The sequence below is a fragment of the Cronobacter sp. 153480017-3 genome (assembly GCF_053627815.1).
In genome coordinates, this window is the sequence record NZ_JBSEYN010000003.1 from 595101 (window position 1) to 606983 (window position 11883).

Annotated in this window: 6 protein-coding genes and 2 rRNA genes; 1 reads left to right on the forward strand and 7 read right to left on the reverse strand. The window is 57.6% G+C overall.

The window, feature by feature from the left end:
- Positions 1 to 236 precede the first annotated feature (236 nt).
- Complete coding sequence (gene metH / locus ACUW6V_RS10640) at positions 237 to 3920, reverse strand: methionine synthase (protein ID WP_454038339.1); 3684 nt, start codon at positions 3918 to 3920, stop codon at positions 237 to 239.
- A gap of 197 nt (positions 3921 to 4117) precedes the next feature.
- Here metH and iclR point away from each other — a divergent pair, with 197 nt between their 5' ends.
- Positions 4118 to 4954 carry a glyoxylate bypass operon transcriptional repressor IclR gene (gene iclR / locus ACUW6V_RS10645; RefSeq protein WP_004387513.1) on the forward strand — a complete coding sequence of 279 codons (837 nt, stop codon included), beginning with the start codon at positions 4118 to 4120 and terminating at the stop codon, positions 4952 to 4954.
- 43 nt (positions 4955 to 4997) lie between these two features.
- On the opposite strand, the gene aceK is transcribed toward iclR, so the two are convergent.
- The 6 genes from aceK to ACUW6V_RS10675 all read right to left on the reverse strand — a co-directional run.
- Positions 4998 to 6788 carry a bifunctional isocitrate dehydrogenase kinase/phosphatase gene (gene aceK / locus ACUW6V_RS10650; protein ID WP_012123597.1) on the reverse strand — a complete coding sequence of 597 codons (1791 nt, stop codon included), beginning with the start codon at positions 6786 to 6788 and terminating at the stop codon, positions 4998 to 5000.
- 177 nt (positions 6789 to 6965) lie between these two features.
- Entirely contained in the window at positions 6966 to 8273 is a 1308-nt protein-coding gene (gene aceA, locus ACUW6V_RS10655) for an isocitrate lyase (protein WP_004387511.1), read from the reverse strand.
- 39 nt (positions 8274 to 8312) lie between these two features.
- Positions 8313 to 9911: a malate synthase A gene (aceB, locus tag ACUW6V_RS10660; protein ID WP_115080098.1), complete on the reverse strand. Its 1599-nt coding sequence runs from the start codon at positions 9909 to 9911 to the stop codon at positions 8313 to 8315.
- A 272-nt stretch (positions 9912 to 10183) separates the two neighbouring features.
- Positions 10184 to 11113, reverse strand: coding sequence for a homoserine O-acetyltransferase MetA (gene metA / locus ACUW6V_RS10665; protein ID WP_012123595.1), 930 nt, complete (start codon positions 11111 to 11113; stop codon positions 10184 to 10186).
- A 357-nt stretch (positions 11114 to 11470) separates the two neighbouring features.
- Positions 11471 to 11586: ribosomal RNA gene (gene rrf / locus ACUW6V_RS10670) — 5S ribosomal RNA — on the reverse strand.
- A 90-nt stretch (positions 11587 to 11676) separates the two neighbouring features.
- Positions 11677 to 11883: ribosomal RNA gene (locus tag ACUW6V_RS10675) — 23S ribosomal RNA — on the reverse strand; the annotation flags it as partial.

The following is an 11883-nucleotide window of genomic DNA, read 5'->3' on the forward strand; positions in this document are numbered from 1 at the left end:
GTTGTTGGAGGATGCCGGGAACGGCGGGTGCGCTGCGCTTACCCGCCCTACGCTTCGGTTGTAGGGTGGGTAAGCAACGCGCACCCACCAGCGCGTTGAGGATCGCGGAAATGGTGGTTGTTGGATCATGACGGGAACGGCGGGTGCGCTGCGCTTACCCGCCCTACGCTTCGGTTGTAGGGTGGGTAAGCAACGCGCACCCACCAGCGTGTTCGTCTTACAGGCCTAATCCGAAACTAATCGGCGTCGTAACCAAGGTTCGCCGCGAGCCACCGCTCTACCTCGCTCACGCTCATCCCTTTGCGCTGCGCGTAATCTTCCACCTGGTCGCGTTGGATCTGCGCTACGGCGAAATATTTGCTTTCCGGGTGGCTGAAATACCAGCCGGAAACTGACGCGCCCGGCCACATCGCGTAAGACTCCGTGAGCTTCATGCCGATGCGGTTTTCCACGTCCAGCAGATCCCAGATAACCGATTTCTCGGTGTGCTCCGGGCAGGCGGGATAACCCGGCGCCGGGCGAATGCCCTGATAATTTTCGCGGATGAGCTCCTCATTACTGAGGTTTTCATACGGCGCGTAGCCCCATAGCACTTTACGCACGCGCTCATGCAGATACTCGGCGAACGCTTCCGCCAGACGGTCGGCCACCGCTTTGACCATGATTTTATTGTAATCATCATGCTGCGCGTCGAAGGCCTCCGCCAGCGCGTCCTCCTCCAGCCCGCCGGTCACGGCGAACGCGCCGAGGTAGTCTGCTTTGCCGCTGTGTTTTGGCGCGACGAAATCGGCCAGACAGTAGTTCGCAAAGCCCACTTTCTCGGTCTGCTGACGTAAGTGATGACTTACTGACAACACATGCGTACGGGTCTCGTCGCGGTAGATTTCGATGTCGTCACCCACGCGGTTCGCCGGGAAAAGCCCCACCACGCCGCGCGGCGTCAGGGATTTTTCGGCGCTCAGTTTGTCGAGCATCTCGTTGGCGTCTTTAAACAGGCGCTGCGCCTCTTCGCCCACAACCTCATCTTCCAGAATGCGCGGGTATTTCCCGGCCAGCGACCAGGTCATAAAGAACGGCGTCCAGTCGATGTAATTACGCAGCGTCTCGATGCTTGCCGTCACTTCTTCAACGCCCAGACGGTGCGCGGCGGGCGGCGTGTAGCTTTCCCAGTCGAACGCCAGATCGTTTTCACGCGCGGCGGCGAGCGTCACCGGCGGCGTGCGCGGTTTTTTGCGCCCGTGCTGAATGCGCACGGTTTCATACTCTTTGCGGGTGCGCGCAACGAAATCGTCACGCAGCGTGTCGGAGAGCAGCGCAGAGACCACGCCCACGGTGCGCGAGGCGTTCTGAACATAGACCGTCGGCCCGCTGTAGTTCTGCTCGATTTTCACCGCCGTATGGGCTTTCGAGGTGGTCGCGCCGCCAATGAGCAGCGGCAGCGTAAAGCCCTGGCGCTCCATCTCTTTCGCCACGTTCACCATCTCATCAAGCGACGGCGTGATAAGCCCGGAAAGCCCAATGATATCGGCGTTTACTTCACGCGCGGTTTTGAGGATTTTATCCGTCGGCACCATCACGCCGAGATCAATAATTTCGTAGTTGTTGCACTGGAGCACCACGCCAACGATATTTTTGCCGATGTCGTGCACGTCGCCTTTCACGGTCGCAAGCACGATTTTGCCATTGCTCTTGCCCACTTCTTTACTGGCCTGAATGTACGGCTCAAGATACGCCACCGCTTGTTTCATCACGCGGGCCGATTTCACCACCTGTGGCAGGAACATTTTGCCCTCGCCGAACAGATCGCCGACCACGTTCATGCCGTCCATCAGCGGGCCTTCAATTACCTCAATCGGGCGGGCCGCCTGCTGGCGCGCCTCTTCGGTATCCTGCTCGATAAACTCGGTAATGCCTTTGACCAGTGAATACTCAAGGCGCTTTTTGACATCCCACGTGCGCCATTCCGCCTGCTGGGCATCTGCCGCGTTATCCGCTTTGCTGCCGCGGTACTTTTCGGCAAGCGCCAGCAGCCGCTCGGTGCCATCGGCGCGGCGGTTAAGGATGACGTCTTCTACCGCGTCGCGCAGCTCGGCGGGCAGATCGTCGTAAATCGCCAGCTGCCCGGCGTTAACGATACCCATGTCCATGCCGTTGCGGATGGCGTAGTAGAGGAACACGGCGTGGATCGCCTCGCGCACCGGGTCGTTGCCGCGAAACGAGAACGAGACGTTAGAGACGCCGCCGGAGATCAGCGCATGCGGCAGCTCGCGTTTAATGTCTTCACACGCGCCGATAAAATCCTGCGCGTAGTTGTTGTGCTCATCGATGCCGGTCGCGACCGCGAAAATGTTCGGGTCGAAGATAATATCTTCCGGCGGGAAGCCGACCTCTTCGGTGAGGATTTTGTAGGCGCGGCGGCAAATTTCAATTTTACGCTCGCGGGTGTCGGCCTGGCCCACTTCGTCAAACGCCATCACCACCACCGCCGCGCCATAGCGGCGCACCAGCTTCGCGTGATGCACAAACGCCTCGACGCCCTCTTTCATGGAGATCGAGTTAACGATGCCTTTGCCCTGAATGCATTTCAGGCCTTTTTCGATAACGTCCCACTTCGAGGAGTCGATCATAATCGGCACGCGGGCGATGTCTGGCTCACCCGCGATAAGGTTGAGGAAACGCACCATCGCCGCTTCGGCGTCGAGCATCCCCTCATCCATGTTGATATCGATAATCTGCGCGCCGTTTTCGACCTGCTGGCGCGCCACGTCCAGCGCTTCGCTGTATTTCTCTTCTTTGATTAAGCGCTTAAATTTGGCCGAGCCGGTGACGTTGGTACGCTCGCCGACGTTCACAAACAGCGAATCGTCGCCGATGTTGAGCGGCTCAAGGCCCGCCAGACGGCAGGCGACGGGAATATCCGGCAGTTTACGCGGCGGTAAACCTTCCACCGCGCGGCTCATGGCGGCGATGTGTTCCGGCGTGGTGCCGCAGCAGCCGCCGACGATATTTAAGAAGCCCGACTGCGCCCACTCGCGGATTTGCGCGGCCATCACATCGGCGTCTAAATCATATTCCCCGAAGGCGTTCGGCAGGCCCGCGTTGGGGTGCGCGGTGACGTAGCACTCGGCGATGCGCGACAGCTCCGCCACGTACTGGCGCAGCTCGTCCGGGCCCAGCGCACAGTTAAGGCCGAAGGTGAGCGCGTCAGCGTGGCGCAGCGAGTTATAAAACGCCTCGGTGGTCTGGCCCGACAGTGTGCGGCCTGAGGCGTCGGTGATTGTGCCGGAGATCATGATGGGCAGCTCGACGCCGAGCGCCTCGAACTCTGCCTTCACGGCGAAAATCGCGGCCTTGGCGTTAAGCGTATCGAAGACCGTTTCGATGAGAATCAGATCTGCGCCGCCCTCAATCAGCGCACGCGTGGATTCGCGGTAAGCCTCCACTAGCTGATCAAAAGTAATATTACGGAAGGCCGGGTCGTTAACATCAGGAGAAATCGACGCTGTACGGTTAGTAGGCCCTAACACACCTGCCACGTAACGCGGTTTTTCCGGTGTGCGCGCCGTCCATTCATCGGCGCAGGCGCGGGCCAGCTTCGCGGCTTCGTAGTTGATTTCCGCCGACAGCGATTCCATCTGGTAATCGGCCATCGCGATGGTCGTCGAGTTAAAGGTGATGGTCTCGATGATATCGGCGCCCGCTTCAAAGTAGGCGTAGTGGATAGCGGCGATGATATCTGGCTTAGTGAGTACCAGCAGGTCATTGTTACCTTTAAGATCGCACGGCCAGTCGGCGAAACGCTCGCCGCGGAAATCCTCTTCATCCAGACGGTAGCTCTGGATCATGGTGCCCATACCGCCGTCCAGCACCATAATGCGTTCCGCTAATTGCCGGTGCAGCTGTTCAGATTTGCTACTCACATGTGCTCCTGATACTCGACAAAACCCAGGCCGGAAAGGCCAGCAAACCATACTGGCATAAAGCGATCGGCCGGGGAAGGCGAGCGACGGCAACTTGAGACATGTTCATTATTGACTGCTCCGATGAGTTGCCTGGCGGTTGCATTATCGCCAAATAAAACGAAAATGGTTTCCACGATACAGAAAAGGAGGCCGCTATGGTCGCTACCGTACCCGCTAAACGTGGCAAAAAGCCCCGCAACGCCGCCGCTGCTGCTGCCCCGCAGGCAACGGGTCAGGTGCAGTCGCTTACGCGCGGCCTGAAACTGCTGGAGTGGATAGCTGAATCGCAGGGTAGCGTGGCGCTGACGGAGCTGGCGCAGCAAGCCGGATTGCCGAATTCCACCACTCACCGCCTGCTGACGACCATGCAGCAGCTGGGCTTTGTGCGCCAGGTCGGCGATTTAGGCCACTGGGCTATCGGCGCGCACGCCTTTATTATCGGCAGCAGTTTTCTGCAAAGCCGCAACCTGCTGGCGATTGTCCACCCGATTCTGCGCAAACTGATGGAAGAGTCCGGCGAAACCGTGAACCTCGCCGTGCTGGATAAGAGCGACCATCAGGCCATTATTATCGATCAGGTACAGTGTACCCAGCTGATGCGCATGTCCGCGCCAATTGGCGGCAAGCTGCCGATGCACGCGTCCGGTGCCGGTAAAGCGTTTTTGTCGCAGTTAAGCGATGAAGATGTCTCCGCGCTGCTCCATCGCCAGGGGCTGAAAGCCTATACGCACGCGACGCTGGTGGCGCCTGCGCATCTGAAAGACGATCTCGCCCAGACGCGCAAGCGCGGCTATTCGTTTGATGATGAAGAGCACGCGCTTGGCCTGCGCTGCGTGGCGGCCTGCATTTACGACGAGCACCACGAGGCGTTCGCCGCGATCTCTATTTCCGGCCCGATTTCACGCATGACGGACGATCGCGTGACGGAGTTAGGCGCGATGGTGATCCGCGCGGCAAAAGAAGTGACACAGGCTTTCGGCGGCGTTCGTTAAATGGCCTGCGGGCGTCAGAGATTTTCCTTCTGACGCCTTCGCTTTAGCCCTCGCCCACCGCAGAGGGCGCAATCGCTGAAACGGCTGCCTCCGGGTGGCCGTTGTGGTTTTTCCAGCGCACGCAAAAGCGCTGGCGGCGGCGGTACGCGTACACATCCTCCACATACCCTTCACGAATGCGCGTCTGTAGCGCGCGCCAGTAGCTGGCGCTGAACAGATCGCTGTGCATCTCCTCAAACAGCGGGCCGATTTTCGGGTCGGCGCAGAGCCAGTGGCGAAACTCCTCCGGGAAGACGTCGCCGGGCGCTACGCTGTACCAGGGCTCGGCGCTGAGCTCGTCCTCCGGGTAGCGCGGCGGCGGGATATCGCGAAAGTTTACTTCGGTCATGTAGCAGATCTCGTCGTAATCGTAGAATACGACCCGCCCGTGGCGCGTGACGCCGAAGTTTTTAAACAGCATGTCGCCGGGAAAGATGTTGGCGGCGGCGAGCTGGCGGATGGCGTTGCCATACTCTTCGATGGCGTCGCGCAGCTGCTGGCCCGTCGCCTGCTCCAGCCAGATATTGAGCGGCACCATCCGGCGCTCAATATAGAGATGGCTGATGGAGATTTTATCGCCCATGTCGGTGAGCTTCTGCCCGACCTCCTGTTGCAGCAGCGCCATCAGTTCCGGGCTGATACGGCGTTTTTCAATGACGAAGTTTTCAAACTCCTGGGTATCCGCCATGCGGCCGACGCGGTCGTGCTCTTTGACCAGCTGGTAGCAGGCGCGCACGTGCGCTTCGCTCATCTCTTTTTGCGGGGCGAAGCGGTCTTTGATGACTTTAAAGACGCGATCAAACCCCGGCAGCGTGAAGACCAGCATCACCATGCCGCGAATGCCTGGCGCCTCGATAAACTGCTCGTCGGCGTGACGCAGATAGTGGAGATATTCGCGGTAGCTTTCGGTTTTGGCGTGTTTCTGGCAGCCAATCGCCATATAGAGCTCAGCCGTGGTTTTGCCCGGCAGGATTTCGCGCAGCCATTCGACAAGCGCGGCGGGCAGCGGCGCATACACCATGAAATAAGAGCGGGCGAAGCCGAAAACGATGCTCGCCCCGGCGCTGCCGGTAAGGCAGGTGTCGACAAACAGTTCGCCGTCGTCGCTGCGGTGGACAGGCAGCAGAAAAGGCAGCGTGGCGTCAGGCAGGCGCAGTTTGCCCACCAGCCACGCGGCTTTGTTGCGGTAGAAGAGTTCGTTCGCCATTTCCAGATGCGCCTGCGCAAGGCGCGCCGGACCGAGTGTCTCATTGAGATGTGCGATGATGTAGCGCACGTCGCGCGCCAGATCCTGCCACGGCAGGCGCAACGGGAGATCGGTGAGCAAGGTGGTCAGAAGCGGCTGCCAGCCCTGCTCCGGGAAAAAATTTTTCGCGAGCGGTCGCGGCATGGTGCGAAAACGTCGCTCGGGCTGGGAGCTGAAAATAAACAGCCTGTCTGGCGTCAGCGAGCGGTGATCATAAAGCCTGCAATAGACCGAATTAAAAAAGCTTTCAGCGATTTCAAAGCGTGGATAATCGGGAAGCAAGTCGGTGTAGTGACGCTTCACGCGCAGCAGAAAATCGGGGTCGGTAGCCTTGCCTTCCATAATGCAGCGCAACTGCTCCACCACCAGCCCGACATGGTGATCGTAGAGATGGATACGGCTTTTCATCGCCTGCTGGACGGCGTGCCAGTCGGCCTGCTCGAAGCGGTGCTGCGCGCCCGCGGTAATTTCCAGAAAACGACCATATTGCGCGTCAAACCCCTGCAGGATGGTTTGGGCGATGAGTAGCTCCAGTCCACGCGGCGGCATAGGCAGGCTCCGTGTGTGAAAATAAAAGATATGGCAGATAAGTTACGCGCGCCCACAGCTTACGATCGGTGGATGCGCTACGCTTATCCACCCTACGTATAGCGCCATGTGAGTTGCAGGGCGGGTAAACGGCGCACCCGCCGCTGGCAACCGGTGGATGCGACGCTTAAAGCAGCGTCAGAACTGCGCTTCTTCGGTCGAGCCGGTTAACGCCGTCACGGACGACACGCCGCCCTGGATAATGGTCGTGACATTATCAAAGTAACCGGTGCCCACCTCCTGCTGGTGCGACACAAAGGTGTAGCCCTCTTTACCCGCGGCAAATTCCGGCTGCTGCACTTTCTCGACGTAATGCCGCATCCCTTCGCCCTGGGCGTAGGCGTGGGCGAGATCAAACATGTTGAACCACATGCTGTGAATACCCGCGAGCGTGATGAACTGGTATTTGTACCCCATCGCCGACAGCTCCTCCTGGAAAGACGCGATGGTTTTGTCATCGAGCTTTTTCTTCCAGTTGAACGACGGCGAGCAGTTATACGCCAGCAGCTTGCCGGGGAAGCGGGCGTGGATGGCTTCGGCGAAGCGTCGCGCCTGATCGAGATCCGGCGTGGAGGTTTCGCACCACACCAGATCCGCATACGGCGCATAGGCGAGCCCGCGGCTGATCGCCTGCTCGACGCCCGCGCGGGTACGGAAGAAACCTTCGCTGGTACGCTCGCCGGTAATGAATTCGCTGTCATACGGATCGCAGTCGGAGGTGATGAGATCCGCCGCATCGGCGTCGGTGCGCGCAATCAGCAACGTCGGAACGCCCATAACGTCTGCCGCGAGCCGGGCCGCAACCAGCTTCTGGATAGCTTCCTGCGTGGGCACCAGCACTTTGCCGCCCATATGGCCGCACTTTTTCACCGAGGCGAGCTGATCTTCAAAGTGAACCGCTGCGGCACCGGCCTCAATCATCGCTTTCATCAGCTCAAAGGCATTGAGCACGCCGCCGAAGCCCGCCTCGGCATCGGCCACGATCGGCAGGAAATAATCGACATAACGCGGATCGCCAGGCTCAATGCCCGCAGCCCACTGGATCTGATCGGCGCGACGAAACGTGTTGTTGATCCGCTCAACCACCGCAGGCACGGAGTTCGCCGGATAGAGCGACTGGTCCGGATACATGCTGGCGGCAAGGTTGGCGTCTGCCGCGACCTGCCAGCCGGAGAGATAGATGGCCTCGATCCCCGCTTTCGCCTGCTGCAATGCCTGCCCGCCGGTCAGCGCGCCCAGGCTGTTGACGTAGCCCTTTTTCGACTCGCCATGCAGCAGACGCCACATTCTTGCCGCGCCAAGCTGCGCCAGCGTGCATTCCGGATTGACCGAACCGCGTAATTTCACCACATCCTGCGCGCTATAAGGGCGGCGAATGCCCTCCCAGCGCGGGTTTGTCCATTCCTGCTCTAACTGCTGAATCTGTTGGGTACGTGTTGTTGTCATGGCAGATGCTCCGTGTTGTTGTGGTGGTGTAGTGTAGGGTCAGGCCAGCAGGCGATAGCCCGGCAGCGTCAGGAAGTCGATGAGTTCATCAGACGTGGTGATTTGCTCCATCAGCCGCGCGGCCTCGTCAAAACGGCCGTGGCTGTAGCGCTGCTCGCCAAGCTCCTCCTGAATGACGCGCATCTCTTCGGCCAGCATCTGGCGGAACAGATCTTTGGTGACTGTGCTGCCGTTGCTGAGCGTTTTCTGATGGTGTATCCACTGCCAGATGGAGGTGCGTGAGATTTCCGCCGTCGCGGCATCTTCCATCAGGCCATAAATCGGTACGCAGCCGTTGCCGGAAATCCAGGCTTCGATGTACTGCACTGCCACGCGAATATTGGCGCGCATCCCCTCTTCCGTGCGCTCGCCGGGGCATGGCTCAAGCAGTTGCGCGGCGGTGATGGGCGCGTCGTTTTCACGCAGTACATGCAGCTGATTTTTATGCTCGCCAAGCGCGGCGTCAAAAACCGCCATGACCGTATCGCCAAGACCGGGGTGAGCAATCCAGGTGCCGTCGTGACCGTTCGCGGCCTCCAGCTCTTTATCCGCCTTCACTTTGTTAAGCACCCAGTTATTGCGTTCGGTATCTTTGCTCGGGATGAACGCCGCCATGCCGCCCATCGCGAACGCGCCGCGGCGGTGACAGGTTTTAATGAGCAGCCGCGAATAAGCGCTCAGGAAGGGCTTATCCATGGTGACGGATTGTCTGTCCGGCAGGACGCGGTCGGGGTGATTTTTAAGGGTTTTGATATAGCTGAAGATGTAATCCCAGCGCCCGCAGTTGAGGCCGACGATATGGTCACGCAGCGCATGCAGGATCTCGTCCATCTGGAAAACGGCAGGCAGCGTTTCAATAAGCAGCGTGGCTTTGATGGTGCCGCGCGGCAGGTTAAAGCGATCTTCGGCATAGCTGAAGACGTCGCTCCACCAGGCCGCCTCCTGCCAGGACTGCGTTTTCGGCAGGTAGAAATAGGGGCCGCTGCCTTTGGCCAGCAGATTTTTATAATTATGGAAGAAGTAGAGCGCGAAATCGAACAGGCTGCCAGGCACGGGTTCATCACGCCAGGTTACATGTTTTTCAGGCAGGTGCAGGCCGCGTACGCGGCAGATAAGCACAGCAGGGTCAGGCTTGAGCTGGTAAATTTTGCCCGCCTCGTTGGTCCAGGTAATTGCGCCCTTTATCGCATCACGCAGGTTGATCTGCCCTTCGATGACTTTGTTCCAGGCGGGTGCCAGGGAATCTTCAAAATCCGCCATGAATACTTTGACGTTAGCATTCAGCGCATTGATGACCATTTTGCGCTCGACCGGGCCGGTGATTTCGACGCGACGGTCTTGCAAATCTTCAGGAATGCCGCGAATTTTCCAGTCGCTATTTCTTATGGAAGCTGTTTCCGAAAGAAAGTCTGGCAGCTTTCCGCCATCAATTTCTTTCTGCACCTGTTGCCGTGCGGCGAGCAGATCGTTACGTTGTGGCGTGAAGCGCGCCACCAGTTCGGTAAGAAACTCGATGGCCTCCGGCGTCAGGATCTGCCGTTCCTGCTCGCCAAAAGGCTGGCTGAAAGCCAGTTCTGCGGTAATTGCCTGTTGATTCATAGCAGCGCTCCTCGGTTTTGATCCAAAAGATTCCCCATAGCAGACGTACGCGATCTCTTACGTTCAGATTTCGTACAGCACAATTAAGACTACTCATTCTTTTTCTAAAATCAAAAACAATTTCCATTTTAATTTCTTTATCAGCATAAACTTTTGATTAAAATACAATTAAAGTCATTTTTGATAATGAAGAGGTTTTCGGAAATAAAAAAGGCACCCGAAGGTGCCTTATAAAGTATGCTGAAACGCTTAAGGATCGCGTACGCGGGAGATTACTCGAGCGTGGGATTCATATGGCGCAGATCGTATGGCGTGATCTGATACACGTAGTAGTTGAGCCAGTTAGTAAAGAGCAGATTGCCGTGGCTGCGCCAGGTGGCGCGCGGCGTTTTAGTCGGATCGTTATTGGGGAAATAGTTATACGGCACGCGCGGTGCCAGACCTGCTTCAACATCGCGAAAGTATTCGCCGGCAAGCGTCAGGGCGTCGTACTCCGGGTGGCCGGTAACGAACGCAATACGTTTGTCTTTGCTGGCGAACAGGTAGGCGTCGCCCTCTTCCGATTCGGCCAGAATATCGAGATCGGTGTAGTCACGAATGAGCGCTGCCGGGAAATCGGCATAGCGTGAATGCGGTGCCAGAAAAGTATCGTCAAACCCTTTTGTCAGCAGTGCATGTGGCTGCGTGATGTGATGCTCGTAAACGCCGGAGATTTTCTCCTGGCGCGTCTGCTTGGGGATACCATAGAGGATATTTAACGCCGCCTGTACGGCCCAACAGACAAAAAGCGTGGAGGTAACATGCTCTTTTGCCCACTCCAGCACCTGCTGGATCTGCGGCCAGTACGCAACATCGTTAAACTCAACGAGGCCCAGCGGCGCGCCGGTAACGATAAGACCATCGTAGTTTTCGTCGCAGATATCTTCGAAATTACAGTAGAAGTTATTGAGATGCTCCGCAGGCGTGTTGCGTGACTCACGGCTGTCTATGCGCAGCAGACGGATATCCACCTGCAAAGGTGAGTTGGAAAGAAGGCGCAGGAACTGATTTTCCGTTTCGATTTTCTTGGGCATCAGATTCAGGATCAGCACCTTAAGCGGACGGATCTCCTGAACGCTGGCGCGTGATGTCGTCATCACGAAGACATTTTCCTGGCGCAGAAAATTGACGGCTGGTAACTCATCAGGCACCCGAATCGGCATAACCTTTTCCTCACAACATACGTTTATACGTTTAGACATCCAGACAGCCAACAATAACCAGGAATGGCGAGAATGTCGAGCAGGAGTATGAAAGGTGAAAATGTTTCACGGGGTATGGGGCTGGGCGTAATGAATGGGTATTGGGGGGTTTTTGAAATGCAACAGAACAAAAGCGGGGGCTTTTCGCCGGCATTTGGTTGTCGAGGGCAGCCGACCTGCCAGCTATTTTCTGAACGTTCTGGAGCGATATGGAAATCTGCTTCCAGCCGTTTATTCTGCTCAGAAGCGTTCAGCATCACTGATACGGCATACAAAAAAGCCCCATGCTTTCGCATGAGGCTTTTCCGTTTATCTGATGCCTGGCAGTTCCCTACTCTCGCATGGGGAGGCCCCACACTACCATCGGCGCTACGGCGTTTCACTTCTGAGTTCGGCATGGGGTCAGGTGGGACCACCGCGCTACAGCCGCCAGGCAAATTCTGTTTCGTCCACCGCCTTCGCCATGAACGTTTATCCGTCACAAGCTGAATGTCTCTCAACACGCCAGACTTCTTTGGCGTTGTAAGGTTAAGCCTCACGGTTCATTAGTACCGGTTAGCTCAACGCATCGCTGCGCTTACACACCCGGCCTATCAACGTCGTCGTCTTCAACGTTCCTTCAGGAGACTTACAGTCTCAGGGAGAACTCATCTCGGGGCAAGTTTCGTGCTTAGATGCTTTCAGCACTTATCTCTTCCGCATTTAGCTACCGGGCAGTGCCATTGGCATGA